The sequence below is a fragment of the Serpentinimonas maccroryi genome, assembly GCF_000828915.1.
Lineage (GTDB): Bacteria > Pseudomonadota > Gammaproteobacteria > Burkholderiales > Burkholderiaceae_C > Serpentinimonas > Serpentinimonas maccroryi.
The window spans coordinates 893,437-919,931 of record NZ_AP014569.1 but is presented as its reverse complement, the minus strand read 5'-3'; the positions used below and the strand labels follow the sequence as shown (position 1 = coordinate 919,931).

General features: G+C 67.8%; 28 protein-coding genes and 1 tRNA gene. 16 read left to right on the top strand and 13 right to left on the bottom strand.

Annotation, left to right across the window (positions count from 1 at the left end):
- Nucleotides 1–69 precede the first annotated feature (69 nt).
- The 7 genes from SMCB_RS04355 to pth all read left to right on the top strand — a co-directional run bounded on the left by SMCB_RS04355 (nt 70) and on the right by pth (nt 6,016).
- Nucleotides 70–1,917 (top strand): tetratricopeptide repeat protein, encoded by a 1,848-nt coding sequence (locus tag SMCB_RS04355; RefSeq protein WP_052468415.1) that lies wholly within the window; start codon nt 70–72, stop codon nt 1,915–1,917.
- Nucleotides 1,914–2,498 carry a lipoprotein insertase outer membrane protein LolB gene (locus tag SMCB_RS04350; RefSeq protein ID WP_082027226.1) on the top strand — a complete coding sequence of 195 codons (585 nt, stop codon included), beginning with the start codon at nt 1,914–1,916 and terminating at the stop codon, nt 2,496–2,498. The genes SMCB_RS04355 and SMCB_RS04350 overlap by 4 nt, the downstream gene beginning before the upstream one ends.
- Before the next feature lie 38 nt (nt 2,499–2,536).
- The gene (ispE, locus tag SMCB_RS04345) at nt 2,537–3,424 is read left to right on the top strand and encodes a 4-(cytidine 5'-diphospho)-2-C-methyl-D-erythritol kinase (RefSeq protein ID WP_034113036.1); all 888 of its coding nucleotides are present in this window, start codon (nt 2,537–2,539) and stop codon (nt 3,422–3,424) included.
- Between the two features lie 116 nt (nt 3,425–3,540).
- A tRNA-Gln gene (locus tag SMCB_RS04340) sits at nt 3,541–3,617 on the top strand.
- Between the two features lie 27 nt (nt 3,618–3,644).
- Nucleotides 3,645–4,628: a ribose-phosphate pyrophosphokinase gene (locus SMCB_RS04335; protein ID WP_045535346.1), complete on the top strand. Its 984-nt coding sequence runs from the start codon at nt 3,645–3,647 to the stop codon at nt 4,626–4,628.
- 119 nt (nt 4,629–4,747) lie between these two features.
- On the top strand, nt 4,748–5,371 hold the full coding sequence (locus tag SMCB_RS04330) for a 50S ribosomal protein L25/general stress protein Ctc (protein WP_045535344.1): 624 nt from the start codon (nt 4,748–4,750) through the stop codon (nt 5,369–5,371).
- A gap of 27 nt (nt 5,372–5,398) precedes the next feature.
- Nucleotides 5,399–6,016 carry an aminoacyl-tRNA hydrolase gene (pth, locus tag SMCB_RS04325; protein WP_045535342.1) on the top strand — a complete coding sequence of 206 codons (618 nt, stop codon included), beginning with the start codon at nt 5,399–5,401 and terminating at the stop codon, nt 6,014–6,016.
- 67 nt (nt 6,017–6,083) lie between these two features.
- Here the strand turns inward: pth and SMCB_RS04320 are convergent, their stop codons facing one another.
- From SMCB_RS04320 to SMCB_RS04300, 5 genes are read right to left on the bottom strand one after another with little or no spacing between them, the layout of a single operon-like run.
- Nucleotides 6,084–6,350, bottom strand: coding sequence for a YfhL family 4Fe-4S dicluster ferredoxin (locus SMCB_RS04320; protein ID WP_045535340.1), 267 nt, complete (start codon nt 6,348–6,350; stop codon nt 6,084–6,086).
- Between the two features lie 13 nt (nt 6,351–6,363).
- The gene (gene coaD, locus SMCB_RS04315) at nt 6,364–6,912 is read right to left on the bottom strand and encodes a pantetheine-phosphate adenylyltransferase (protein ID WP_082027225.1); all 549 of its coding nucleotides are present in this window, start codon (nt 6,910–6,912) and stop codon (nt 6,364–6,366) included.
- Complete coding sequence (gene rsmD / locus SMCB_RS04310) at nt 6,909–7,631, bottom strand: 16S rRNA (guanine(966)-N(2))-methyltransferase RsmD (protein ID WP_045535338.1); 723 nt, start codon at nt 7,629–7,631, stop codon at nt 6,909–6,911. Before rsmD ends, coaD begins: the two co-directional genes overlap by 4 nt.
- Nucleotides 7,628–8,932, bottom strand: a complete 1,305-nt coding sequence (locus SMCB_RS04305) for a M16 family metallopeptidase (protein WP_045535336.1) — start codon at nt 8,930–8,932, stop codon at nt 7,628–7,630. The genes rsmD and SMCB_RS04305 overlap by 4 nt, the downstream gene beginning before the upstream one ends.
- 47 nt (nt 8,933–8,979) lie before the next feature.
- Complete coding sequence (locus SMCB_RS04300) at nt 8,980–10,389, bottom strand: M16 family metallopeptidase (RefSeq protein WP_231851248.1); 1,410 nt, start codon at nt 10,387–10,389, stop codon at nt 8,980–8,982.
- Nucleotides 10,390–10,531: 142 nt separating this feature from the next.
- Here SMCB_RS04300 and ftsY point away from each other — a divergent pair, with 142 nt between their 5' ends.
- The 3 genes from ftsY to SMCB_RS04285 all read left to right on the top strand — a co-directional run bounded on the left by ftsY (nt 10,532) and on the right by SMCB_RS04285 (nt 13,580).
- Nucleotides 10,532–11,638 (top strand): signal recognition particle-docking protein FtsY, encoded by a 1,107-nt coding sequence (ftsY, locus tag SMCB_RS04295; protein WP_045535332.1) that lies wholly within the window; start codon nt 10,532–10,534, stop codon nt 11,636–11,638.
- A gap of 268 nt (nt 11,639–11,906) precedes the next feature.
- The gene (locus SMCB_RS04290; RefSeq protein WP_082027223.1) at nt 11,907–12,278 is read left to right on the top strand and encodes a c-type cytochrome; all 372 of its coding nucleotides are present in this window, start codon (nt 11,907–11,909) and stop codon (nt 12,276–12,278) included.
- Between the two features lie 15 nt (nt 12,279–12,293).
- A complete protein-coding gene (locus tag SMCB_RS04285; protein ID WP_052468413.1) occupies nt 12,294–13,580 on the top strand; it encodes an NAD(P)/FAD-dependent oxidoreductase in 1,287 nt (428 codons plus the stop codon).
- A 43-nt stretch (nt 13,581–13,623) separates the two neighbouring features.
- Here the strand turns inward: SMCB_RS04285 and SMCB_RS04280 are convergent, their stop codons facing one another.
- The 5 genes from SMCB_RS04280 to rpsP all read right to left on the bottom strand — a co-directional run bounded on the left by SMCB_RS04280 (nt 13,624) and on the right by rpsP (nt 17,187).
- A complete protein-coding gene (locus SMCB_RS04280; protein ID WP_045535328.1) occupies nt 13,624–14,946 on the bottom strand; it encodes a DUF3422 family protein in 1,323 nt (440 codons plus the stop codon).
- A 63-nt stretch (nt 14,947–15,009) separates the two neighbouring features.
- Nucleotides 15,010–15,366 (bottom strand): 50S ribosomal protein L19, encoded by a 357-nt coding sequence (gene rplS, locus SMCB_RS04275; protein ID WP_029461492.1) that lies wholly within the window; start codon nt 15,364–15,366, stop codon nt 15,010–15,012.
- Nucleotides 15,367–15,520: 154 nt separating this feature from the next.
- Entirely contained in the window at nt 15,521–16,270 is a 750-nt protein-coding gene (gene trmD / locus SMCB_RS04270) for a tRNA (guanosine(37)-N1)-methyltransferase TrmD (protein ID WP_045537606.1), read from the bottom strand.
- A gap of 32 nt (nt 16,271–16,302) precedes the next feature.
- Nucleotides 16,303–16,887: a ribosome maturation factor RimM gene (gene rimM / locus SMCB_RS04265; RefSeq protein ID WP_045535326.1), complete on the bottom strand. Its 585-nt coding sequence runs from the start codon at nt 16,885–16,887 to the stop codon at nt 16,303–16,305.
- 39 nt (nt 16,888–16,926) lie between these two features.
- Nucleotides 16,927–17,187, bottom strand: a complete 261-nt coding sequence (gene rpsP, locus SMCB_RS04260; RefSeq protein WP_045535324.1) for a 30S ribosomal protein S16 — start codon at nt 17,185–17,187, stop codon at nt 16,927–16,929.
- Nucleotides 17,188–17,385: 198 nt separating this feature from the next.
- On the opposite strand from rpsP, the gene SMCB_RS04255 reads away from it, so the two are divergent.
- The 3 genes from SMCB_RS04255 (at nt 17,386) to aroQ (ending at nt 20,765) form a co-directional block, all read left to right on the top strand.
- Nucleotides 17,386–19,299, top strand: coding sequence for a glutamine--tRNA ligase/YqeY domain fusion protein (locus SMCB_RS04255; RefSeq protein WP_045535322.1), 1,914 nt, complete (start codon nt 17,386–17,388; stop codon nt 19,297–19,299).
- A 99-nt stretch (nt 19,300–19,398) separates the two neighbouring features.
- Nucleotides 19,399–20,304: a DMT family transporter gene (locus tag SMCB_RS04250; RefSeq protein WP_045535320.1), complete on the top strand. Its 906-nt coding sequence runs from the start codon at nt 19,399–19,401 to the stop codon at nt 20,302–20,304.
- Nucleotides 20,301–20,765 (top strand): type II 3-dehydroquinate dehydratase, encoded by a 465-nt coding sequence (aroQ, locus tag SMCB_RS04245; RefSeq protein WP_045535319.1) that lies wholly within the window; start codon nt 20,301–20,303, stop codon nt 20,763–20,765. Before SMCB_RS04250 ends, aroQ begins: the two co-directional genes overlap by 4 nt.
- 19 nt (nt 20,766–20,784) lie before the next feature.
- Here aroQ and aroC read toward each other — a convergent pair whose 3' ends face one another.
- Nucleotides 20,785–21,891: a chorismate synthase gene (gene aroC, locus SMCB_RS04240; RefSeq protein WP_045535318.1), complete on the bottom strand. Its 1,107-nt coding sequence runs from the start codon at nt 21,889–21,891 to the stop codon at nt 20,785–20,787.
- Between the two features lie 58 nt (nt 21,892–21,949).
- Complete coding sequence (locus SMCB_RS04235) at nt 21,950–22,411, bottom strand: CBS domain-containing protein (protein ID WP_045535317.1); 462 nt, start codon at nt 22,409–22,411, stop codon at nt 21,950–21,952.
- Between the two features lie 100 nt (nt 22,412–22,511).
- Here SMCB_RS04235 and SMCB_RS04230 point away from each other — a divergent pair, with 100 nt between their 5' ends.
- The gene (locus SMCB_RS04230) at nt 22,512–23,813 is read left to right on the top strand and encodes an O-acetylhomoserine aminocarboxypropyltransferase (RefSeq protein ID WP_045535315.1); all 1,302 of its coding nucleotides are present in this window, start codon (nt 22,512–22,514) and stop codon (nt 23,811–23,813) included.
- Nucleotides 23,814–23,817: 4 nt separating this feature from the next.
- Nucleotides 23,818–24,630, top strand: coding sequence for an alpha/beta fold hydrolase (locus SMCB_RS04225; RefSeq protein WP_045535313.1), 813 nt, complete (start codon nt 23,818–23,820; stop codon nt 24,628–24,630).
- Here SMCB_RS04225 and SMCB_RS04220 read toward each other — a convergent pair whose 3' ends face one another.
- Entirely contained in the window at nt 24,631–25,890 is a 1,260-nt protein-coding gene (locus SMCB_RS04220) for a YihY family inner membrane protein (protein ID WP_231851247.1), read from the bottom strand.
- A 33-nt stretch (nt 25,891–25,923) separates the two neighbouring features.
- Here SMCB_RS04220 and SMCB_RS04215 point away from each other — a divergent pair, with 33 nt between their 5' ends.
- Entirely contained in the window at nt 25,924–26,463 is a 540-nt protein-coding gene (locus tag SMCB_RS04215; RefSeq protein ID WP_231851246.1) for a DUF2069 domain-containing protein, read from the top strand.
- Nucleotides 26,464–26,495 lie beyond the last annotated feature (32 nt).

Genomic DNA, 26,495 nt, shown 5'->3' with positions numbered 1-26,495 from the left:
TGTTGCGGCCGGGCTGCAGAATTGCCACCCAGCGACGCTGGGCGCCAGCGCATCAATTATCATGGGATCATGCGCTTGGCCTTTACCCCTGCTTCTGCTACTGCCGCCGCCTTTGTGGGCAAGGCCATCCGACGGCGATTTGGCTGGATCGCCGTTTTGGCGGCCCTGCTGCTCGGCCTAGGGCACGGCCCGGCGGCTGCGCAACCGGCCACGCAACCGGCCAGCCAGCCGAGCGCGCCCGCGCTCGAGCTGCAGTTTCCCGGCCCGCCCACCGCGCTCGATGCCGACACCTTCTACCAGCTGCTGCTGGCCGAATTCAAATTCCAGCGCGGCGACCCGGGCGGCGCGCACTCCCTCATGCTCGACGCCGCCGTGCGCCTACAGCGCCCGGAGCTGTTCAGGCGTGCGGTTGACATGGCGCTGCAAAGCCGGGCCGGCAATTCCGCCTTCAACGCCGCCCGCGATTGGTCGCGCGCCTTTCCAGGCAGCGATGAGCCGCTGCGCTTTCAGCTGCAGATCTTGCTGGCTCTCAACCGCCCGGGCGAAATCGGCCCGGTGTTGCAGCGCCTGATCCAGATGGCCCCGATCGAGCGGCGCCACGACATCATCAGCGCCATCCCGGCCACGCTGGGCCGTTTGAGCGACCGGGTCGCCGCCCGGCGTGTGGTGCACGAAGCGCTGCAAGCGGCGCTGGCCGACCCCGCCACTGCAGCCACCGCGCACGCCGCCTTGGGGCGGATGGATCTGCTGCAGGGCGACCACCGGGCGGCGCTGCAAGCCGCGCAACAGGCGCTGCGGCTGCAGGCCGATTCGGTGCACGGCGCCACCTTGGCACTGGATCTGTTGCCACACCAAAGCGTACTGGCCGAGGCGCTGCTGCGCGCCTACCTCGAGCGCACCGACGCCGCCGGGGCAGACCAGCGCCACGACCTCCACCTCGCCTACGTGCAGCGCTTGCTCGAGCTGCGGCGCGTATCCGACGCCCAGCGCGAACTGCGCCTGCTGACCGAGCGCGCCCCCGACCTGGCTTCGGCTTGGCTGCTGCAAGGCATCTTGCAGACCAATTCGCGCCGGCCCGGCCCGGCCCGCACGGCCCTGCTGCGCTACCTCGAACTGGCCCCCGGCCAGCCAGCCGAACAGGCGGCTCGTGGCCGCACCCAAGCCTACCTGCACCTGGCCCAACTGGCCGAATGGCAGCGCGATTGGGCTGCTGCCCAAGCTTGGCTCGAGCGCATTCCCAACCCCGAGGAAGCCGGTTTTGCGCTGCAACTGCGGCGCGCGCACCTGCTGGCGCGCCAAGGCCAAGTCGAGGCGGCGCGGCAACTGCTGCGCGAGCAACCCGAACTAGACGACGCCCAAGCGCGGCGCAAGCTGGTGGCCGAAGCCCAGCTGCTGCGCGACATCGGCCAGTACGAACAGGCGCTGCAAATTTATGGCCTTGCGATGCAGCAATTCCCCGACGACCCCGACCTGCTCTACGAAAAAGCCCTCACCGCCAAGCGCGCCGGCCAGTACGAGGCCATGGAGCAGATGCTGCGCCTGCTGATGCAGCGCCATCCCGACTACCACCACGCCTACAACGCCTTGGGCTACTCACTGGCCGACCGCAACCTGCGCCTACAAGAGGCGCGCTCGCTGATCGAAAAAGCGCTGGCGGTTGACCCCAACGACGCCTACATCCTCGACAGCATGGGCTGGGTCGAGTTCCGCCTAGGCAACCACGCCGAAGCGCTGCGCTTCCTGAAAAAGGCTTTCGAGCGCCTGCCCGACGCCGAGATCGCCGCCCACTTGGGCGAGGTGCACTGGGTGCTGGGGCAGCGCGAGCAGGCGCTGGCCGTTTGGCGCTTGGGGCTGGAGATCAACCCCGACAATAACACCCTGCTGCAAACCCTGCGCCGGCTGCAGGCCCAGCCATGAACCGATCCCGCCGGTGCGTGCTTGCGCTGGGTTTGGGTGCGCTGACCGCACTCGCGGGCTGCGCCAGCCCGATGCCCCTGCGCCCAGCCAATCAAGAGCCGCCCAGCAAAGAGCTGCCCACGCAGGAACCCCTAAGCACCATGCAGGCCAAACCCGGTGCCGAGGTCGTGCCCAAGCCCGAACCCGAGCGCAGCCACTGGAGCGGACGCTTGGCGCTGACCATCGAAACCGACCCCGTGCAGCACTTCAGCGCCAACTTTGAGCTCTGGGGCAACGCCGACAGCGGCAGCCTCAGCCTATCCAGCCCCCTAGGGCAAAGGCTGGCGCACGCCCAATGGGATGCCCAGCAGGCGCTGCTGCTGCACAACGGGCGCAGCAGCGTCTATGCCCACATGGACGAGCTCAGCGCCGCCCTGACCGGTGTCGCGCTGCCGCTGCCGGCCCTGTTTGCTTGGCTGCGCGGGCAGCAGGCCCAGATCGAAGGCTGGCAGGCCGATCTGTCGCGCCACGCCCAAGGCCGCCTGCAGGCGCGGCGCTGGCTGCCCACGCCGGCGGTCGAGCTGCGCTTGATCCTGCATTGAGACTCAGCCTCTGACTCACCATCTGCCTCCCCATGACCCTGCGCCAGTTGCTCGACGTGCCCGCCCCGGCCAAGCTCAACCTGTTTTTGCACATCGTGGGCCGGCGCGCCGACGGCTACCACCTGCTGCAGTCGGTGTTCATGCTCATCGACTGGTGCGACACCCTGCACTTCGAGCGCCTCAGCAGCGGCCAGATCAGCCGCTTGGACCTCAACCCAGACCTCAACCCAGACCTCAAGCCCGGGCAAGCCCTGCCAGCCAACGACCTGGTGCTGCGCGCCGCGCGGGCGCTGCAAAGCGCCACCGGCTGCACGTGGGGCGCACAGATCGCGCTCGACAAACAGATACCGCAGCAAGCCGGCTTGGGTGGCGGCTCGTCCGACGCCGCCAGCACCTTGCTCGCGCTCAACCGCCTCTGGGGCTTGGGGCTGAATGGGGCCGACCTGCAGCGCATCGGCCTCACACTCGGGGCCGACGTGCCGTTTTTTCTGGGCGGGCGCAACGCCTGGGTCGAAGGCATCGGTGAAACGCTGCAGCCCATCGATCTGCAGCCGGCGCGCTACCTGGTGCTCAAACCCCCCAGCGGGGCCTCAACCCCAGATATTTTTTCGCACCCGTCCCTGAAAAGGGATACACCCCGCGCTAGAATCGAAGACTTTGCTGCAAGCTGTAGGGCTGGGCTGCAAGGCAACGATTTGCAGCCTGTGGCCATCAAGCTGTGCCCCGACATCGCTCTGGGCCTGCGCTGGATGGCCAAGCACGGGCTCGATGCGCGCATGAGCGGCTCGGGCAGCGCGGTGTTTGCGCCCTTGGCGCCAGGCTGCAATGCGCAATACAGCGTTGCCGACCTGCCCGGGCACTGGGTCGCTAGGTGTAGCAGCAATTTGCAGGAGCATCCGTTGTTTGGATGGTGCAAGCGCTCATAGCGGTTTTTACGGCTATAATCGCAAGCTCTGTTCAGCAAGAAGCTGGTTAAAGTTCAGCACGAAGCTACAGTTCCAGCACTGCATTCGGTGGCAAGCCTTCGGTTTGTTACCCGTGTAGGGGAGTCGCCAAGTTGGTTAAGGCACCGGATTTTGATTCCGGCATTCGAGGGTTCGAATCCTTCCTCCCCTGCCAAATACATCTATCTGCGCCGGTTTTTCCATGCAAATTCAAACCCCCGTGCACGCACCGGATTTCATGATCTTTACCGGCAACTCCAACCCGGTATTGGCGGCCGAAATCGCGCAGCACCTCCAGTCGCCGCTCGGTGCGGCCAGCATCGGGCGCTTCTCCGACGGCGAAGTCACGGTCGAGATCACACAAAACGTGCGCGCCCGCCACGTGTTCGTCATCCAGTCCACCTGCGCGCCCACCAACGAAAACCTGATGGAGCTGCTGATCATGGTCGATGCGCTCAAGCGCGCTTCGGCCGTCAGCATCTCCGCCGTCATCCCCTATTTCGGCTACGCGCGCCAAGACCGGCGTCCGCGCTCGCGCCGGGTGCCGATCAGCGCCAAAGTGGTGGCCAACATGCTGCAAGTGGTGGGCGTCAGCCGCGTCCTGACCATGGACTTGCACGCCGACCAGATTCAGGGCTTCTTCGACATCCCGGTGGACAACATCTACGCCTCGCCGGTGCTGCTGAGCGATCTGCGCGCCAAGAATTACGAAAACCTGCTCGTGGTCTCGCCCGACGTGGGCGGCGTGGTGCGTGCGCGAGCGCTGGCCAAGCAGCTCGACTGCGACATGGCCATCATCGACAAGCGCCGGCCCAAGCCCAATGTGTCCGAAGTGATGCACGTGATCGGCGACATCGAAGGCCGCAACTGCGTCATCATGGACGACATGATCGACACCGCCGGCACCCTGACCAAGGCCGCCGAGGTGCTCAAAGAGCGCGGCGCCAAGAGCGTCTATGCCTACTGCACCCACGCCATTTTTTCGGGCCCGGCGATCGAGCGCATCGCCAAGGGCAACGCGCTCGACGAGGTGGTGGTCACCAACACCATCCCCTTGAGCCAGGCCGCGCAGGCCTGCCCCAAAATCCGCCAACTCTCCGTGGCACCGCTGATGGCCGAAACCATCGTGCGCATCGCCAGCGGCGAGTCGGTCATGAGTTTGTTTGCCGACACCGACAGCGACTAATCCCCGCCAGCGGCAACGGCAAGCACCGTCAGCGCCAGCGCCCGATTTTTGGGGCGCGCGGCGTTTTTTTAATCAGGGTTCAGAGCTGGTCGCGGCCGGGCCCTAGCAGGAGTTAGAGCATGAAATTTGTCGCTTTTGAGCGCAACACGCAGGGTACGGGTGCGAGCCGCCGTCTGCGCAACTCGGGCCGCACGCCGGCCATCGTCTTTGGTGGTGAGCAACAACCCATCTCCATTGAGCTCGACCACAACGCCCTCTGGCACGCGGTGCACAAAGAGAGCTTCCACGCCAGCGTGCTGGACATGGAGCTGGGCGGCGCGGTGCATAAAGTGCTGCTGCGCGACGTGCAGTACCACCCCTTCAAGCCGCTGGTGCTGCACGTGGATTTTCAGCGCGTCGATGACAAAACGCGCCTGCACAAAAAGGTGCCGCTGCACTTCATCAACGCCGACACCTCGCCGGCCGTGAAGATCGACCGCTGCACCGTCAACCACGTGCTCACCGAAGTCGAGATCGAGTGCCTGGCAATCCAGTTGCCCGAGTTCATCGAAGTCGATTTGGGCCAAGCCGTCAAGGGCCAAGCCATCCACGCCAACGACCTCAAGCTGCCCGTGGGCGTCAAGTTGGTCACGCACGGCAAACCGAACCCGACGCTGGCCACCTTGGTCGAGCCGGTGGAAGAGGTCATCATCGCCCCGGTGGCCTCTGCGGCTGGCGACAAAAAAGCCAAGAAGAAGAAGTAAGCCGCAGCCGGCTGCGCAGCTGCGCTCATGGTCAAGCTGTTGGTGGGCCTGGGCAACCCCGGGCCCGAATACCACGACACGCGCCACAACGCGGGTGCTTGGTGGCTGGAGGCGGCTGCGAGCGCCCTCAAGGCCGAGCTGCGCCCCGAGCGCAGCTTTTTTGGCCGTGCCGCTCGCACCCAGGTGGGCGAGCACACGCTTTGGCTGCTCGAACCCAGCACCTACATGAACCGCAGCGGCCAAGCGGTGGCGGCGTTGGCGCGTTTTTACAAGATCGAGCCGCAGCAGATTCTGGTCGCCCACGACGAACTCGACCTGCCCCCGGGCGAGGTCAAGCTCAAGCGCGGCGGCGGTCACGCCGGTCACAACGGCCTGCGCGACATCCACGCCCAACTGGGCAGCGCCGATTATTGGCGGCTGCGCATCGGCATCGGGCACCCCGGCCACAAAGCCGAGGTCGTGCACTGGGTGCTCAAAAAACCGGCCCCCGAGCACCGCAGCGCCATCGACACAGCGATCGAGCGCTCGCTGGCCTCCCTGCCTGATCTGCTGGCCGGCCAGGTGGAGCGCGCCACTGCGGCCATACACACCTCCAAACCGGTGCGCCCCAAGCCACCGCGCTTGCCGCCACCGGTGGCGCATTAGCGGCATGTTAATGCCCGTTAGAACCCGTAAACCCCGTTAAACCCCATTGGGGCCTTTTTAGGGTGCGTCAAGCGCCGCAGGGGCTGCTGGCCGCCGTCAAGCGCCGGTATTTGCGCTCTAGGCTGGCGCGGTCTTCGATGTGCTGCGGGTGCACCGGAATGCACTGCACCGGGCAGAGCTCGACGCACTGGGGCTGATCGTAGTGGCCCACGCATTCGGTGCAGCGCGCCGGGTCGATCTGGTAGAAGTCTGGGCCCATCGAAATCGCCTGATTCGGGCACACGGGTTCGCAGACGTCGCAGTTGATGCACTCGGCGGTGATGGTTAGGGCCATGCGCGCCGCCCCCTCAATGCAGCGCGGCGCTGTGGGCGCTGCGCAACTGCGCCGCCACCGCCGGGTTGACCAGCGCCGAGACATCGCCGCCCAAGCGCGCGATCTCGCGCACCAAGGTGCTGGAGATGCACTGCAACTCGGGCTGCGGCAGCACGAACACGGTTTCGACCGTGGGCAGCAGCTTGCGGTTCATGGCAGCCATCTGGGCCTCGTAGTCGAAGTCGCTGGCGTTGCGGATGCCGCGCACCACCGCCGTGGCGCCGTGCTGGCGGCAAAAGTCCATGATCAGCCCATCGAAGGGCAGCACGCGCACCTGGGGCCATTCGGCCAAGCTCTGGCGCGCCAGGCTCAGGCGCTGCTCGAGTGTGAACTGGGTTTTTTTGTGGTGCGCCGCAGCCACGGCCACGATGAGCTGATCGAACAGGCGCGCAGCGCGCGCGATCACGTCCTCGTGCCCTAGGGTGAGCGGGTCGAAGGTGCCGCTATAGACCGCCAGCCGCGCCTCAGAGGTGGGCTTGGCAGCGGCTTTTGCGGCGGCTTTGGTGGATGCAGAGCGGCTCATGGGGCATGATTATGCGCTGCAGCCAGCAAATGGTAGTGCACCTGCCCGGCCCGGCCTTGGCGCTGCACGCGCAGACCCAAGGGCTCGAGCATGGCGTCGCTCCAAGACAGCGGGGCTTCGAGGTACACGAGGCCGTTTGGCGCCAGCAGCGGCCGCGCAAGGGCTAGAGCGCGCGCGAATACGCTCCCGCCCACCGCTGCGTCTGCTTGATCCGTGCCGGCTGCGCCACCCCTTGAGCCTTGCGGGCTGGCCTTATCGCCCCCGGCCGCTGCGGCAAAAGGCGGATCCAGAAACACCACATCCCACGCGCCCGGCGTGGCTGCCGCCATCCAAGCCAGCGCATCGGCTTGCTGCACTTGCACCTGCGCGGCCCCAAGGCGCTGCACAGTGGAGCGCAGCGCCTGCACCAGCGCCGGGTCGCGCTCCAGCAGGCAAACCGCGCTCGCGCGGCGCGAGGCTGCTTCCAGGCCCAGCGCCCCGGTGCCGGCAAAGGCGTCGAGGCAGCGCAGCCCCTGCAGGTCTTGCCCCAGCCAGTTAAAGAGCGTTTCACGCACCCGATCCGGCGTTGGGCGCAAACCCGGATGGTTGGCTACCGTCAGCTTGCTGCGCTTGTACAGGCCACCGATCAGGCGCACCGTGCCGGCGGGCTGGGAAGGTGAACGGGCGGCAAGGGGGGCGGCTTGCCGGGCGGGCTGGCCCACAGGCTGCGCTCGCCTCATGGCGCCGGCCCCCCAAAAACCACCGTCACCATGCGCTCGGGCTGCAGCACGCGCTGCAGGGCGCGGTGCACCTGCGCGCGCTCCAGCGCCGCCACCCGCGCGCCCCAGGTTTGCAGATCGTCCAGTGGCAGGTCGTGCCAGGCCAGCGCCGCCACCTCTTGCAGCAGCTCGCGGTTGCTGTCTAGGCGCAGCCCAAAGCCGTTGATCAACGCCGCTTGGGCGTGCTCCATCTCGGCTTGCGTCGGCCCGTCGGCCACAAAGCGGCGAATTTCCTCTTGCACCAACGCCAGCGCCTGCGCGGCGCGCTGCGGCTGGGTGGTGGTGGCCACCACAAAGGCGCCGGCGTGGCGGCCAGGCACGAAGCGGCTGTGGATGTCGTAGGTGAGGCCGCGGCGCTCGCGCACCTCTTGCATCAGGCGCGAACTAAAGCCGCTGCCGCCCAAAATCTGGTTGGCCACCATGAAGGCCAAAAAGTCGGGATCGCGCCGCGCCAAGCCGGGCTGGCCGATCAGGATTTGGGTTTGTGCGACTGCAAAGGGCTGCTCAATCAGGCGTCCTTGCGCCAGCGCCTGCACCTCGGGCACGGGCGGCAGCGCGGTGCAACCGTGGCCCTGCCAGCCGGCCAGCAGCTCGCGCACCAGCGCATCGGCGCGCTCGCGGCTGATGGCGCCCACCAGCGTGACGCGAGCGCTGCAGGCTTGGGCGTGGCGCTGCCAAAAGGCGCGCGCATGTTCGGCTTCGATGGCGGCCCAAGTCTCGGGCCGGGCTTGCTGGCCGTAGGGGTGCGCGCCATAGACGGCGGCGTGCAGCAGCTGCTCGGCCAGCACCTCGGGCTCGGTTTGGCCCTGCTGCCAGCGCGCCACCCAGCGCTGGCGCTCGCGCTGCCACACCGGCGCGGCAAAGGCCGGAGCGGCCAGCTGCTGCGCGAGCAAATCTTGAGTCGCTTGCAGCAAGTCGGGTTGCGTCAGGGTGCGCAAGCGCAGGCTCAGGCGGTCGCGCGTGGCGCTGGCGCTGAACTGGGCCCCAAGGTCGGCCCAAGCTTCGGCCAAGGCGTTTTCGTCCAGCGCCGCGCGCTCGCCGTGCGCCTGCACGCCCGCGCGCAACAACGCCGCCGTGGTCTGCGCCAGCCCGGCCTGGGGTGCTGGGTCACGGCGGCTGCCGGCGTCGAGGTCGATCTGCACATCGAGCATGGGCAAAGCCGCAGTTTGCACCAGATGCACCCGCGCCCCGCTGGGCTGCACCCAGTGCTCGATGGCCGGGGCGGCTTGGGCGGCACCCGGCACGGCCAAGGCAAGCCACATGCCCCCCAGAATGACGGCCCATGGCCCGCATCGCAACCCAAGGGTTTTCATGGCGCTTGCTCCGGCAACAACAGCCCGACGGTGAGCCGCTGGGGCGAAAAATGGCGCGCCGCCACGGCCTGCACCTGCTGCGGTGTGACCGCGCTCAGGCGCCGCATGAGGCGCTCGGAACTGTCCACCGGCCAGCCTTGGGCCCAGTAGCTGCCCAGCAGCCGCGCTTGAGCAAAAAGCGAGTCGCGCTGAAACACCTCGGCCGCCAGCCACTGGTTGCGCACCCGGCGCAGCTCGGCCTCGCTCACGCCCTCGCGCGCCACGCGCGCGATTTCGGCCACCAGCGCCGCTTCGAGTTCGGCCGGGCTCACCCCGGGCGCCGGGGTGCCAGAGAGCAAAAACAGCTGCGGCCCGCGCCCCAGGTAGCCAAAAGACGCGCTCACCTCCTGCGCCACCCGGCGCCCAACCGCACCTTGCACCAGCTGGCGTTCCAGCCGCGACGCGCTGTGGCCGTCGAGCACGCCGGCGAGCAGCAGCAGCGCCAGCGCGTCGGTGCTGGCGGTGTCGGTGGCATCCGGGTGCGCCAGCTGTGGCACCTGGTAGCCCATGACGAGCAAGGGCCGGTCGGTGCGGCCTAGGTATTCGATGCGGCGCGTACCGCGTTGCTCGGGCTCGGTCTGCGGCTTGCGCTCGGGCACGGCGCGCGCTGGCAGGGCACCAAAGTAGCGCTCGGCCCAGGCGCGCACCTGCGCCACCTCCACGTCACCGACCACCACCAGCGCCGCGTTGCCCGGCACGTACCAGCGCTGGTAGAAAGCGCGCGCATCAGCGGGCTGGAGTGAGAGCAGATCGCTCATCCAACCCACGATCGGGCGCCGGTACGGGTGCGCCAGCCAAGCGCTGGCCATAAAGACCTCGAACATGCGCGCCTGCGCCGACTCCTCCACCATCTGGCGCCGCTCTTCTTTGATGACCTGCATCTCGCGCCAAAAGGCTTCATCGGGCCAGGTGTTGTGGGCAAAGCGGTCGGCCTCTAGGCGCATCACGTCGGGCAAGCGCGCCGCCGGAATCTGCTGGTGAAAGGAGGTGACGTCGCGGCTCACGAAAGCGTTGTCGCGCCCGCCCATGGCAGCCACCAGGCGCGAGATCTCGCCCTCGGGCACCGTGGGCGTGCCCTTGAACAGCATGTGCTCGACCACGTGCGCCAGGCCCGACTGGCCATCGACCTCGTCCATCGAGCCGGCGCGCACCCACAGCATCTGCAGCGCCGTGGGCGCGCGCCGATCGGGCAGCACGATCAGCGTCAGGCCGTTGGCGAGTGTGAACTGCTGCGCTGCGCTTGAGGCCGAGGCCGAGGCCGAGCTGGGCGCAGGCGCTGCCTGTTCCGGCGCTGGCGCTGGCTGCGCATGGGCTAGGAACGGCAGTGGCGCCAGCAGCAGCGCGGCCAACGCTGCGAGCGACGCCAAGCAATGCCCGCAACGCGCAAAAAAACGCTTCGACCAAACAGGTTTCATAGAATGCATGGTTGGGATTGTCCATCAGAGACGGCCCCGCAGAGCCGGCGCGTGTCTTTACACCCGCTTTGGCGTTGACACCTAAGCGAGCCCCATGTTCAGTTACCTGAAGAAAAAATTTTTCTCTGGCGCGCCAGAGCCCGCCGCGCCGGCCGATGCGCCTCCGCCGCCGGCTGCAGCGCCCCATGCAGCCGCGCTCGAGGCGCAACAAGCGCCCACCGCAGCCGCAAGCAGCTCCAACCCGGCTCCACCCAGCACCACCGCGCCCGATGCCACCCTCAGCCGCCTATCCTGGTTCGAGCGCCTCAAGTCGGGCTTGCGCAAGACCGGCAGCAGCATCGGCAGCGTGTTCATCGGCACCCAGATCGACGAGGCGCTGTACGAAGAGCTCGAAGCCGCGCTGCTGCAAGCCGATACCGGCGTGCAGGCCACCCAGTATCTGCTCGACGACTTGCGCCTGCGCGTCAAGGCCAGCAAGGCCACCGACCCGGCCGCCGTCAAGGCGCTGCTGGCCGCGGCGCTGGCCGACTTGCTGCGTCCCTTGCAGCAGTCGCTGCCCATCGGCGCCCAGCCCGACGGCCCCACGGTGCTGATGATCGCTGGCGTCAACGGCGCCGGCAAAACCACCACCATCGGCAAGCTCACCTGGCACCTGTCCAACGCCGGCGCCAGCGTGCTGTTGGCCGCCGCCGACACCTTTAGAGCCGCCGCGCGCGAGCAGCTCGGGGTCTGGGCGGCGCGCAATACGGTCGAGGTCATCAGTCAGCAAGGCGGCGACCCGGCGGCGGTGAGCTTCGACGCCGTCACGGCCGGCCGTGCGCGCGGGCGCGACGTGGTGATCATCGACACCGCCGGGCGCCTACCGACCCAGCTGCACCTGATGGAGGAGCTCAAAAAAATCAAGCGCGTGATCCAGAAAGCCGACCCCAGCGCGCCGCACGAGGTGCTGCTGGTGATCGACGGCAACACCGGGCAGAACGCGCTGGCGCAAGTCAAGGCCTTCGATGCCGCGCTGGGCCTGACCGGGCTGGTGGTGACCAAGCTCGACGGCACCGCCAAAGGCGGCGTGCTGGCCGCCATCGCCACCTGGGGGCGCGAGCGCGGCGCCGTGGTGCCGGTGTACTTCATCGGCGTGGGCGAACAGCTGGCCGACTTGCAAACCTTTGATGCGCAGGAGTTCGCTCAGGCTTTGCTGCATTGATGCAGCCTAGGGCTTGAACCTTGGGGCTTGAGTCTCAAGCTTTACGCGCCTGCCCACCTTGGCTTTATGTGCCAGTCGCATAACATCAGAGCGTATTATTCGAACTTCGGGCGCGCCGTTGCCCGCCTCGGGCTCGCATAATGCAGCGGTGGCTCTCGCTCGCGATGCCAGCCCCCGAATTTTTTCAGAAGCCAGAGACACCCGCACCGCCTATCGATGGTGCTCGATCACCTTGCTTTGCCGTTTACACCCCAAGGAGTCTGCCCCCATGAAACCCTTTGTTCTGCTGCTCACCTCGGGCCTGCTCGGCGCTGCGGCGCTTACCGCCCAAGCTCAAGCACCCGCTGCGGCCCCGGCAGCCGCCACCGCAACCACCACCGTCGCCGCGCCCGCCCAGCCCCCCAGCGCGTTGCAGATCCGCGTTTGGGCCACCACCTGCATGGCTTGCCACGGCACCGCAGGCCGTGCCCAGCCCGGCATGCCCTCGCTGGCCGGGATGCCCCGCGACGACATGATCCGCAAGATGCAAGGCTTCAAGACTGGACGCGTTCCGGCCACCATCATGCACCACCACGCCCGCGGCTACAGCGACGAGCAGATCGCCGCCATCGCTGGTTATTTTGCCGCCCTGCCGCGCTAAAAAGGAGCCTTCACCATGCAACGCCGTCAATTCGTCCAAACCCTCAGCGCCGCTGGCGCTATGGGTTCTGTCAGTCTCCTGAGCGCTTGCGCCACGCCCCCCGCGAGCGCCCGCGCGCCCCATGTGGTGGTGGTGGGCGGCGGCTTTGGCGGGGCCACCGCCGCCAAATACCTGCGCTTGTTTTCCGAGGGCAAGGTGCGTGTGACGCTGATCGAGCCCAACGCCAACTTCATCTCCTGCCCGATGTCCAACTTGGTCATCGGCGGCCAGCGCGACATGGGCTTCATCACCCACAGCTACGCCAACTTGCAGCAGCACCACGGCGTGCAGGTGGTGCGCGACCGCGTCAACCGCATCGACCCCGCGCGGCACACGGTGCAGCTCGCCGGCGGCAGCGAAATCGGCTACGACCGCCTGATCGTCTCGCCCGGTATCGACTTCATGTGGGATGCCCTGCCCGGCATGGCCTCGGCCGAAGCCAAGGCGCGCGTGCTGCACGCCTGGAAAGCCGGCGAGCAAACCCAGGCTCTGCGGCGCCAGCTCGAAGCCATGCCAGACGGCGGCGTCTATGCGCTCGCCATCCCGGCGGTGCCCTACCGCTGCCCGCCTGGTCCATTCGAGCGCGCCTGCCTAGTGGCCAACTACTTTCAGCAATCCAAGCCGCGCAGCAAGGTCATCATCTTTGATGCCAACCCCGAAATCCAATCCAAGCGCGGCCTGTTCACGCGCGTGTTCCAGCAAAACTTCCCCAATCACATCGAATACCGGCCTGGCCACACCCTGCTCGACGTCGATGCCAGCACCAACACCTTGAAATTCGAGGTGCAAGAGGACTTTCGCGCCACCGTGGCCAACGTCTTGCCGCCCATGCGCGCTGCCGACCTGGCAGTAAACACCGGCCTTGCGACCGTGAACCGGCGCTGGTGCGAAGTCAACTTCTTAAGCTACGAATCGATCGCCGTGCCGCACGTGCACGTGCTCGGCGACGCGATTCAAACCTCGGCCGGCATGCCCAAATCGGGCCACATGGCCAACCAACACGGCAAGGTGTGTGCCGCCGCAGTGATGTCGCTGCTGCTCGGTCAGCCGGTGCCTTCCATGCCCATCGTGGCCAACACCTGCTACAGCTTCATCAACGACACCGACGCCATGCACGTGGCCAGCGTGCACCGCTGGGACGCGCAACAGCGCACCATGCTGGTGGTGCCGGGCTCGGGTGGCGTGTCTCCGGCGCCCAGCGCGTTGGAAGGCGTCTATGCCATTGGCTGGGCGAAAAACATCTGGGCCGATATGCTGGGCTAGGGCGCACCTGCGAAGCCAAAGCGCGTGGCCCACGCTGCGCGCTTTACTCGGCCGCGTGCAGCTTTTGGTGGATGCGCCGCACAGTGCGCCAAACGCCGTAGAGCACCACCGGAATCAGCGCACCCACCGCGATATTGGGCTGTATGGGCACGCCCGCCGACTCGATTGCCTTGGCCCCGTACAACAGCAGGCTGATGATGTAATACGAAATCGCCGCGATCGACAAACCCTCGACGGTGGACTGCAAGCGCAGTTGCATGGCTTGGCCGCGGGTGAGTTTCTCCAGCAGCTGCTGGTTTTGGCCTTCGGTGGCGATATCGACCCGCGTGCGCAGCAAGGCGCTGGCGCGCGACACCCGCTCCGAGAGCGTGTTCAGGCGCAGCTCGGTCGCCGCCACCGTGGCCATGGCGGGCGCCAGCCGGCGGCGCATGAACTCGCCCAAGGTCTGGGTGCCGGGGATGGGCGCCTCGCGCAACTCGGCGATGCGCTGCTCCACCAGGTTGTGGTAGGCGCGCGAGGCCGAAAAGCGAAACGAATACTGCGCGATGGCTTTTTCGACCCCGGCCGCCAGCGTCACCAGGGCGTCGAGCAGGGCTTGGTCGGAGCGCTCGCTGTGCTCGAGGTCGGCGGTGATCTGCGCCAACTGGGCTTCGGCCAGTGCCAGTTCGGGTCCCAGCGTCTTGGCCACCGGCAGGCCGCGCAGGGCCATCAGGCGGTAGGTCTCGACTTCGAGCAGGCGCTGGGCGATGCGGCCGGCGCGGGTCTCGGACGTGTGCGCGGCGGCATAGACCAACACACGCTCAAAACCGTTGTCGCGCAGTTTAAAGTCGGTCACCAGCAGCGAATGCGACTGGTTGCCCATGACCGAGGCCGCCAGCGTGTGCTCGCCGAGCGCGTCGCGTGCCTGAGCCAACAACAGCTGTGCCCGATCCGGGTCGCCCTGCAGCAAGGCCAGCTCGATGGCGCAGAAGGTGCGCCCCGGCAGATGCGCCAGCCAGCCTGGCGGCAGCACGTGGTGTGCGCCCCAGTGGTCGGAGGCAAACCAGTCGGCTGCGGCACCGGCCTGCGATTGCACCACCGAGTAGCGCGTGAATTCGCTGTGGCGCTCCCACTTGAGGGTGTAACCGGGCAGCATCAGGCGCAGAAAATTGCCCTGCAAGTCGTCTAGGCACAGGTCACCCTGCCCCGGCAACTGACGCAAGGCATCGAGCTCGGCTTCGCGGCTGACTCCGTCGTTGAACAGCGCCACGTACAGCACCGCCGCCGGCAAGGCGATACGCGCCGGTGGGCGCGCATGCACCTCGTCGTGCAGCTGGCGGCGCAGCGCATCGTCGGGTGGCAGCAGCGGTTGCTGGATGGGCCCCATGATGCGCTTGGTTTGCAGGCTCGCGCCCTATTTTTGAGCGGGACGCGCGTTGTGCAGCGGCGCTTAAGCGCCGAGCTTTTCTTTGATGCGCGCCGACTTGCCGCTGCGCTGGCGCAGGTAGTAGAGCTTGGCGCGGCGCACGGCACCGCGGCGCTTGACTTCGATGCGCTCGATGCGTGGGCTATACAGCGGGAAGGTGCGTTCCACGCCTTCGCCGTTGGAGATTTTGCGCACGATGAAGCCCGAATTCAGGCCACGGTTGCGGCGCGCGATCACCACACCCTCGTAGGCCTGCACGCGCTTGCGCGTGCCTTCAACCACGTTGACGTGCACGATCACCGTGTCGCCGGGGGAAAAGTCGGGGATTTGCTTGTTGAGACGAGCGATTTCCTCTTGCTCGAGGATCTGGATCAGGTTCATGGCTTCCTAAAACACCGATCGTGGTCGCGCTGCACTAAAGGCCCCAAGCCCGAACACGGCATCTGCCAAGCTGGGCTGGCCCGAGCGCACTGCGCTGCATGGACCATGGGGCGGCCGACCAGAGGATCGAAAGCCTCTGATTATAGCATCCTGATCAAGCTCGACCGGCTCCAATCGGCGCGCTCGCCGGCGCAGTCGGGCACAGATCGGGCCGCAGGCGTGCGGTGGCCGCAAGGCGCTGCTGCGCCCGCCAAGCCTCGATGCGCGCGTGGTGGCCCGAGAGCAGCACCTCGGGCACCTCGGCCTCGCCCAGCGGGCCACTCCAGCGCTCGGGCCGGGTGTAATGCGGGCAGTCGAGCAAGCCGTCGATGGCCGGGTTGAAGCTGTCTTGCTGGTGGCTTTGCGCGTCGTTGAGCACGCCGGGCAACAGCCGCGCCACGGCGTCGAGCAGGGCCAGCGCCGCCAACTCCCCCCCCGAGAGCACAAAATCGCCCAAGCTGATCTGGCCATCCACGCACTGGTCGATGAAGCGCTGGTCGATCCCCTCGTAGCGCCCGCACACCAAAATGGCGCCGCTGCCCTGCGCCTGCTCGGCCACCAAAGCATGATCGAGCCGCCGGCCCTGCGGCGCAAACAGCAGCGTGGGCCCCAGCGGCAGGCCCAACTGCGCGCGCTCGCTGCGGATCGCCTCCCAGCAGCGGCGCAGGGGCTCGGCCAACATCACCATGCCGGGGCCGCCGCCAAAGGGACGGTCGTCCACACGCCGGTAAGCGCCGTCGGCGAAGTCGCGCAAGGGCCACAGGCGCAACTGCAAGGCCCCCGATTCGTAGGCCCGGCTCGTGATGCCGTGCCGCATGAAGGGCTCAAAGAGCTCTGGGAACAGGGAGATGAGGTCAAAGCGCATGGCCACGGCGCGCTGCACGGCGGCAGCGGCGCTCAATAATCGAGCTGCCAATCGACCGTGATGCGCCGCGCGGGCAGATCGACCGCATCGACGTAGGCGGCGACAAAGGGAATCAGGCGCTCGGCCATTTTGCCCTCGGCCAAGTACTCTAGGCACAGCACGCTGTGCGGGCCGGTGCTGAGCAGATCGCGCACCACCCCGAGCGCCTCGCCTTGGCGGTTGACCACCTCGAGCCCGATCAGATCGACCCAGTAGTACTCGTCGTCGGACGCAGCGGCCGGGAAATCGGCGCGCGCGACCAAGATGCGCGCACCCTTGAGCGCCTCGGCGGCGTTGCGGTCGGGCACTTCGGCCAGTTGCGCCACCAAACCGTCGGCGTGGCGCTTGATGCCGTGCACCTGCACCACCACACTGCCTTCAAAAGCGTCAAAGCCCCTAGCAAAAGGGGCTTCGGGCGGCAATAGGTACCAGCGCCAAGCGTGCAGCAGGGCCTCGGGTTTGGCGCTGTGGCTGTGCAGCCGCACCCAACCCTTGATGCCCCATGCCTCTTGTACGCGACCCAGCTCTACTGCATCTGCGGGCAGCGGCGCGGGCTTTAGTCCGGCGAGTGCGGCCATGGGTTAAAGGGCAACGCCAGCGGCTGAAGCGCCAGCGCTTTAAGCTGCCGGTGCAGCGGCCTTGGCAGCCTGCTTGAACAGGCGCACTGCGGTGTCAGAGGGCTGCGCGCCCACGCCCAGCCAGTAGTTGAGGCGGTCTGGTGCCACGCGCAGCGGCTCCTCGCCACCGGTGGCCAGCGGGTTGTAAAAACCGATGCGCTCGATGAAGCTGCCATCGCGGCGGCTGCGTTTGTCGGCCACGACGATGTTGTAAAACGGGCGCGCCTTGGCGCCGCCGCGGGAAAGTCGAATGACGACCATGGTTGAATCCTTCGGGTGGGGAACAAGCCCCACTAAAAAAGCCTCGCAACGCCTGAGACACGCGACTGTCCACCTGGACAGCGAAGCGTTGGGAACCCGTGATTCTAACACCACACGCTTCTTTGCACCCGTGAGCCTGCAAGCCCGACAAGCCCTCCCCAGTCACCCCAGCAGTGCCCCAGCCCCTAAAATCGGCCCATGAGTTCTCACCCTGCCGCCCCCCCTGCCCCACCCACCCGGCCCGCTAGCCCTCCCGCCAGCCAGACTGCCAGCGCGCCCCAAGCACCCGAAGCCAAGCCCAGCAACTTCCTGCGCCAGATCATTGAGCACGACCTGCAAGCCGGCACCTACGCCAGCCGGCGCTGGGGCGGCAGCCCTGGCGATGCGGCGCACCACGCCGCCGGTGTGCCCGACCCGGCGCGCATCCGCACCCGTTTCCCGCCCGAGCCCAACGGCTACCTGCACATTGGGCACGCCAAAAGCATCTGCCTCAACTTCGGGCTGGCGCGCGACTACGGCGGTGTCTGCCACCTGCGCTTCGACGACACCAACCCCGAAAAAGAGGAGCAGGAATACGTCGATGCCATCGACGCGGCGGTGCGCTGGCTCGGCTTTGACTGGCAATCCCACTGCGCCGGTCGCATCGAAGAACACCGCTACTTTGCCAGCGACTACTTCGACTTCATGTACCGCGCCGCCGAATACCTGGTGCAGGCTGGGCACGCCTACGTGGACGAGCAAAGCGCAGAGGCCATGCGCGCCCACCGCGGCGACTTCAACCGCCCCGGCACCAACAGCCCCTACCGCAGCCGCAACCCGGCCGACAACCTCGAGCGCCTGCGCCAGATGCGCGCCGGCCTGCACCCCGACGGCTCCATGGTCTTGCGCGCCAAGATCGACATGGCCAGCCCCAACCTGAATCTGCGCGACCCGGCGCTGTACCGCATCCGCCGCGCCACCCACCACCGCAGCGGCGACGCCTGGTGCATCTACCCGATGTACACCTACGCGCACCCGATCGAAGACGCGCTCGAGCAAATCACGCACAGCATCTGCACGCTCGAATTTGAAGACCAGCGCCCCTTTTACGACTGGCTGCTCGAGCGCTTGGCCGAAGGCGGCTTACTGCAACACCCGCTGCCGCGCCAGTACGAGTTCGCGCGTCTCAACCTCACCTACGTGCTCACCAGCAAGCGCAAACTGGCGCAACTGGTCAATGAGGGCCGCGTGCGCGGCTGGGACGACCCGCGCCTGCCCACCTTGGCCGGGCTGCGCCGGCGCGGCTACACCCCGAGCGCGATTCGCCTCTTTGCCGAGCGCATCGGCGCGAGCAAGAGTGACTCTTGGATCGACTACGCCAGCCTCGAGGGCTGCCTGCGCGATGACCTGGAGCACAGCGCGCCCCGGGCCATGGCGGTGCTGGATCCGCTCAAGCTGGTACTGAGCAACTGGGCCGAGCTGCACGGCAACCCCGAGCACACCGAAAGCTGCACCCTGCCCGCGCTGCCGCACACCCCCGAGGGCCAGAGCGCGCTGGCGCCGCGCCAGTTTTTGCTGGGGCGCGAGCTGTGGATCGAGCGCGACGACTTTGCCCCCGTGCCCCCCAAAGGCTACAAGCGCCTGCACCCGCCGCAGCCCGACCCCATAGACCCCACCCAGTGCAGCCCCGGCAGCCGGGTGCGCCTCAAGGGCGCCTACGTGATCGAGTGCACCGGCTTCGAGACCGACGCCAGCGGCCACGTGACCGCAGTTCACGCCGTGCTGCTGCCCGGCACCAAGAGCGGCAGCCCGGGCGCCGACAGCGTCAAGGCCAAGGCCGCCATCACCTGGGTGGCCGCGGCCGACGCCGTGGCCGCCGAGGTGCGCCTGTACGAGCGCCTGTTCAACAGCGCCCAGCCCGAAGCCGGTGGAGCCGATTTCCTGCAGGCCCTCAACCCCGACAGCCTGCAGGTGCGCCAGGCTTGGCTCGAGCCCACGCTGGCGCAGGCGCAGCCCGAGCAGCGCTTTCAGTTCGAGCGCCACGGCTACTTTGTCGCCGACCGGCACGACCACCGCCCCGGCCAACTGGTGTTCAACCGCATCGCCGCGCTCAAGGATTCGTGGGGCAAGTGAGGCCGGGCATGTAAGGCCGGGCCCGCGAAGCCCTGCCACAAAGCCGGCACAGCACGGGTGGCGCAGCACCGGCGCTGGGTATGAGCGACAATCGCTGCGATGCGCATGCCCCTCGCCGCCGAATTCCTGCTCTTGGCTGCCCTCTGGGGCTCTTCGTTTTTGTTCATGATGCTGGGCGCGGCCGAGTTTGGGCCTTGGGCCACGGCCGGCCTGCGCGTGAGCGTGGCGGCGGCGGCGCTGTTGCCGCTGCTGCTGCTGGCTGGGCACTGGCGCCTGCTGCGCACCCACGCCGGGGCGATTTTTGTTTCGGGGCTGCTGAGCTCGGCCTTGCCCTTTGCGCTCTTTGCTTGGGCGCTGCTGTCGATCTCGACCGGCTTGTCGGCCATCTTGAACGCCACCACACCGCTTTTTGGCGCGCTGGTGGCTTGGCTGTGGCTGCGCGAGCGCCTACCGGCCGGGCGCGCGCTGGGGCTGGCGGTGGGCTTTGCCGGCGTGCTGCTGCTCTCGTGGCCCAAGGCCGATTTTGCCGGCGGCGGCACCGGCTGGGCGGTGCTGGCGTGCCTAGGGGCCACGCTGTGCTACGGGCTGGCCGCCAGCCACCACCGGCGGTATTTGAGCGACGTGCCGCCGCTGGTGATCGCCGGCGGCAGCCAAGCCGGGGCGGCGCTGGCGCTGGCGCTGCCCATGGCCTGGTTCTGGCCGGCACAGACCCCCAGCCTAGGTGCTTGGGGCGCGGTGGTGGCGGTCGGGCTGCTGTGTTCGGCGCTGGCTTACCTGCTGTTTTTTCGCCTGATCGCCCGCGCCGGGGCCAGCAAGGCGCTCACCGTGACCTTTCTGATCCCGGTTTTTGCGCTCATCTACGGCGCGCTGCTGCTCGGTGAGGCGATCACGCTGAGCATGGTGGCCGGCGGCGGCGTGATCCTGCTCGGCGTGCTGCTGGCCACCGGCGCCCTGCGCTGGCCCGCTCCCCAACGCAGCGAAAACCAAGCACAATCCGAGCCATGAAAAAAATCCTGCTCCTCAACGGCCCCAACCTGAACCTGCTGGGCACGCGCGAGCCCGAGCTCTACGGCCACACCACGCTGGCCGACGTGCAGGCGGCATTCGAGCGCACCGCCGCCCAGTTGGGCTACGCTGCCGAATGCCTGCAAAGCAACTGGGAAGGTGCGCTGATCGACAAGCTGCACGAGTACGGTCGCCTGCAACGTGAGGGTTTGGCGCTGGGCTGCGTGTTCAACCCCGGCGCCTACACCCACACCTCGGTGGCGCTGCACGACGCGGTCAAGGGCGTGCCCCAGCTGCCGGTGATCGAATGCCACATCTCGAACGTGCACGCGCGCGAACCCTTCCGGCAACATTCGTACCTCTCGCCTGCCGCGGCCGGGATCGTGATCGGCTTCGGGGTCGAGGGCTACCAGATCGCGCTCGAGGCGCTGGTGCGCAAATACGGGGCTGGCGGGGCCTGAGCCACAGGCGCAAAAGCGCTCAACCCGGCGCCGGTGCCGCCGCCGCAATCGGCCCCTGCTCCAGCCGCACATCGCCGCACTGGGCACGGTGGCGCAGCGCGTGGTCCATCAGCACCAGCGCCAACAAGGCCTCGGCAATCGGCACCGCGCGCAGGCCCACGCAGGGGTCGTGGCGGCCCTTGGTGAGCACTTCGGTCGGCTGGCCCTGCAGGTCGATCGAAGGCCGCGGCAGCAAAATCGAGCTGGTGGGCTTGATCGCCAGCGCGACCTCGATGTCTTGGCCGCTGCTGATGCCGCCCAGCACGCCCCCGGCCTTGTTGCCAACGAAGCCGGCCGCCGTGAGCGCGTCGCCGTGCGTGCTGCCCAGATCGGCCACACAGCCAAAACCGGCCCCGATCTCCACCCCTTTGACGGCGTTGAGGCCCATCATGGCGTAAGCGATGTCGGCGTCGAGCTTGTCGTAAATCGGCTGGCCCAGCCCGGCTGGCACCCCTTGCGCGCTCACGCGCAGCCGCGCCCCGCAAGAGTCACCGCGCTTGCGCAAGTCGTGCAGGTACTGCTCCAGCGCCGACACATCCGAGACCGGGGCAAAAAACGGGTTGTGCCCCACGTGCTCCCAGCCCTCGAAGGGGATTTCGAGCGCGCCCAGCGCCGTCAGGCAGCCGCGAAAAGCAATGCCGTGCTGCTGCTGCAGCCACTTTTTGGCCACGGCCCCGGCGGCCACCGTGGGCGCGGTCAGGCGCGCCGACGAGCGGCCACCACCGCGCGGGTCGCGCAGACCGTATTTGCGCCAGTAGCTGTAGTCGGCGTGGCCGGGACGGAAGGTCTGGACGATCTCGCCGTAGTCTTTGCTGCGCGCGTCGGCATTGGGGATCAACAGCGCGATCGGGGTGCCGGTGGTCTGGCCTTGATAGACGCCGCTGAGGATCTGCACCTGGTCGGGCTCTTTGCGCTGCGTCACAAAGGCGCTGGTGCCGGGGCGGCGCCGATCCAGCTCGGGCTGAATGTCGGCCTCGCTCAAGGGCATGCCCGGCGGGCAGCCGTCGATCACGCAGCCGATGGCCGGGCCGTGGGATTCACCAAAGTTGGTGACGCAAAACAGGGTGCCGAAGGTGTTGCCGCTCATGCGGGCAGATTATCCCGTATTGCGGGTGCAGAGCCAATGGCTCCCGCTTCCCAGCCTCTTAGGCCTTATCGGCCGGCTGCGCTTCTTCCTCGGGCCAGTCGCGGATGTAGGCCTTGAGCATTTTGTTTTCGAAGTTTTGCGCTTCCACCACCGCCTTGGCCACGTCGTAGAAGCTGATCACGCCCATGAGCATGCGCTCGTCCATCACCGGCATGTAGCGGGAGTGCTTTTGCAGCATCAGCGGCCGCACCTGCTCGAGGTCGGTCTGGCTGGTGCAGCTCATGGGGTGGTCGTCCATCACCGCGCGCACGCTGCCGGTGCCGCAGTTGCCGCCGTTGCGCGCCACCGTGTGCAGCACCTCGCGAAAGGTGAGCATGCCCACCAGCTCGCCGTATTCCATCACGGCCAGCGAACCGATGTCGAGCTCGGCCATGGTCTGCACCGCTTGGCTTAGGGGTGCGTCGGGGGAAATGGTGTAGAGCGTACCGCCCTTGACGCGCAAAATGTCGCTGACCTTCATCGCTAAACTCCTGTATGGGCCGACCCCGGCTCGGGCTCAAATATAGCCCACAATGGGGCGCAGATCACCCCCCGCAAACCCGACCCGAGGACAAACCCCCATGAGTGGCCCCGCCGACCCCGGTTTCGACACCCTGACCCTGCACGCCGGCGCCGCCCCCGACCCCGGCACCGGTGCCCGCGCGCTGCCGATCCACCTGAGCACCTCGTTCGTGTTCGAGTCTTGCGACCACGCGGCGGCGCTGTTCAACCTCGAGCGCGCCGGCCACGTCTATAGCCGCATCAGCAACCCGACCAACGCCGTGCTCGAGCAGCGCGTGGCCGCGCTCGAAGGCGGCATCGGGGCCATTGCCACCGCCAGCGGGCAGGCGGCGCTGCATCTGGCGGTGGCCACCCTGACGGGCGCTGGGGGGCATCTGGTGGCCTCGAGCGCGCTCTACGGCGGCAGCCACAACCTGCTGCAACACACGCTGCGCCGCTTTGGCATCGAAACCACCTTCGTGGCACCGGCCGACCTCGATGGCTGGCGCGCCGCCGTGCGCCCCAATACCCGGCTGTTGTTTGGCGAGACGCTGGGCAACCCGGGGCTGGACGTGCTCGACGTGCCCGCCGTGGCGCAGATCGCGCACGACGCCGGCCTGCCGCTGCTGCTCGACAGCACGCTCACCACCCCGTGGCTGATGCAGCCGCTGGCGCTGGGCGCCGACCTGGTGCTGCACTCGGCCACCAAGTTTCTGAGCGGCCACGGCACCGTGATCGGCGGCGTGCTGGTCGATGGCGGCAGCTTCGACTGGGAGCGCGCCGGGCGCCACCCCGAGCTGTGCGCGCCCTACGCCGGCTTTCACGACATGGTCTTCAGCGAAGAATCCACGGTCGGCGCTTTTTTGTTGCGCGCCCGCCGCGAGGGGCTGCGCGACTTCGGCGCCTGCCTGAGCCCGCACAGCGCCTGGCTGATCTTGCAAGGCATCGAAACCCTGCCGCTGCGCATGGCGCGCCACATCAGCAACACCGCCGAGGTGGTGCAGTTTTTGGCGCGCCACCCCTTCGTGGGCCGGGTTGGGCACCCGCTGCTCGAGTCGCACCCCAGCCACGCGCTGGCCCAGCGGCTGCTGCCGCGCGGCGCCGGCAGCGTGTTCAGCTTCGACCTCAAGGGCAGCCGCGCCCAAGGCCGCGCCTTCATCGAGGCGCTGCAGCTATTCAGCCACCTGGCCAATGTGGGCGACTGCCGCAGCCTCGTCATCCACCCGGCCAGCACCACCCACTTTCGCCTCAACGACGCCGAACTGGCGGCGGCCAGCATCGGCGCCGGCACCATCCGGCTGTCGATCGGGCTCGAAGACCCAGCCGACCTGATCGACGACCTCAAGCGCGCCCTCAAGGTGGCAGAAAAGGCAGGAGGCTAAAACCATGTTGATCGACCTGCCCAGCGGCCCCCTGTACGCCTACACCGGCGGCCGCCCCTTGGCGCCGCAGCGCCCGACCGTGGTCTTCATCCACGGCGTGCTCAACGACCACAGCGTCTGGATTTTGCAAAGCCGCTACCTCGCGCACCACGGCTTCAACGTGCTGGCCATCGACCTGCCTGGCCACGGCCGCAGCGGCGGCGCGGCGCCGGCGAGCGTGGAGGAAGCCGCCGCCAGCGTGCTGGCGCTGCTGGATGCGCTGCAGATCGAGCAAGCGGCGCTGGTCGGGCACAGCTGGGGCTCGCTGATCGCGCTGCACGCCAGCGCCACGGCGCCGCAGCGGATCAGCCACTTGGCGCTGGTGGGCAGCGCCTACCCCATGCGCGTCGCGCCCGCCCTGCTGCAGCAAGCGCAAGCGCAGCCGCTGCAAGCCATCGAGCGCATCAACCAGTACAGCCACAGCAGCTTGGCCAGCGGGCCGTCGGTGCTCGGCCCCGGCACGTGGCTGCGCGGCTGCGCGCGCGCCCTGATGCGCCGCGTGCTGGCCAGCAACCCCCAAACCAACCTGCTGCAACGGGGCTTTGCGGCCTGCGACCGCTACGACCAAGGCCTGCAAGCGCTGCAGCGCCTGAGCCGCCCGGTGTTGTTCATTTTGGGCCAGCACGACCAGATGACGCCACCCAAAGCGGCGCAAAGTTTGATCGACGCCGCCCCAACGGGCAGCCGCGTGCTGCGTTTGGCTGCGGGCCACGCCCTGATGAGCGAAGCCCCCGAGGCGGTGCTGCAAGGCCTGCGCGACTACCTGCCGCCACCCTGATCAGACACCGTGCTGCGGCAGCAGATCGGCCAGCCGCGCCTCGCTCCAGCGGCTGCGCTGCCACAGCGCCAGCGTGCTGGGCTCGACCGGCAGCAGCAGGCTTTGCAGCAGCGGCGAGGCGGCGGTCTGCGCCGGATCGACCAACAATACGAAGCGCTCACCGCCTTCGTCGAGCCGCCCGACCCAGTCGAGCGCCTGCAGCGCCTCCAGCGGGGCTTCGAGCTGCAGCGTATCGACGCGCAGCCTTGCTGCCAGCGCGTCCAGCGGCAGGCCGCGCCCCCCGGCGTGGCGCTCGAGCTGCAGCTGCGCCAGCGCCTCCAGCGCCAGTTGCATGTGCCAGCCCGGTGCGTCTCCGCGCCGCGCCACCCCGGCCAGCAGGCTGGGCAGATACGCCGCCACCACCGCGCCCAGCAGCACGATCACCCACACCAGATAGACCCAGAACAGCAAAATGGGCAGCGTGGCCAGCGTGCCATAGAGCAGCGAGAGCGTGGGCATGGCCACCAGATACCAAGCCAGCAGGCCCTTGACCAGCTCGACCCCAAGGGCCGCAAACAGGCCGCCGGCGAGCGCATGGCTCCAGCGCACGCTGGCGTTGGGCACGTAGCGAAACATGGCCCCGATGGCCAGCACGATCACCGCAAACTCCAGCCCCTCCAGCAGCGTAAACAGCAGCCCGTGCACGCCCTGCACCCAGCCCTGCGAGACCGAGAGCGCATACGAGCTCAGGCTCAGGCTCAGGCCGATGAGCAACGGGCCCAGCGTCAGCAGGCTCCAATAGATCAGCAGCCGCTGCATGAACGAGCGCATGCGGCGCACGCGCCAGATTTCATTGAGCTTGAGGTCGATCGACCAGACCATCACCAGCACCGTGAGCAGCAGCCCCACCGCCCCGACCACGCCCATCTGTGTGGCGTGGGCCGAAAACTGCGACAGGTACTGCGCCATGGGCTCGGCGATGTGCGGCGGAATCAGGCCGCTGAGCAGCCACTGGCGCACCTGCAGCTCGACGCGGGCAAAGGCCGGAAACAGGCTGAACACGGCCAGCGCCACGGTGATGAAAGGCACCAAGGCAAAGGCGGTGGTGAACGACAGACTGGCGGCAGCGTTGCTCAGGTCGTCGGCGCGAAAGCGCGCGCGCAGCGTCTGTACCGTGGTGCGCCACGGGAAGTGCAGCAGCCCTTCCCACAGGGTCTGGGCCGGTCGGCGCAAGATTTGGGCCGCGCCCATGGCCCCAGATGACAGTTTGGATGCCCGCATGGCGCTATCATGCCACCGTCCATGCCCCACTCCATGAACCCAAGCCCCTCCCCCGATTTCGACGGCACTGCCGCGCACCTGGCGCTCGTATCCACCCCACCCTCGGCTGCTGCGCGGCGCACGCGGTTCATCGCCGTGGCCAGCGTGCTGGCGCTGATCGTGCTCGGCCTGGCCTGGGAGCTGTGGCTGGCACCGCTGCGCGAGGGTGGCTCGTGGTGGGCGCTCAAGGTGCTGCCGCTGCTGCTGCCGCTGCCGGGCCTGCTGCGCCTGCGCATGTACACCTACCGCTGGGTGAGCCTGCTGGTGTGGCTCTACTTCCTCGAGGGCGTGGTGCGCGCCACCACCGAAGCCGGCTGGTCGCAAGCGCTGGCCACGATTCAGGTGCTGCTGTGCTTGGCGCTGTTCACAGCCTGCGCCATGCACATCAAGCTGCGGCTGCAAGCAGCCAAGGCCATGCGCGATGCGACGGCGGCTCAGGAAACAGCTCAGGCGGCAAGTGCATCTGGAGCTGGCGTGGCCGAGGCCGGCGCGGACGATCCCGGCCAGCGCAAGGGCGGTCCGGCGGGTTCATGATCAGGCCCATGATCCGGCCCATAACCCACCCG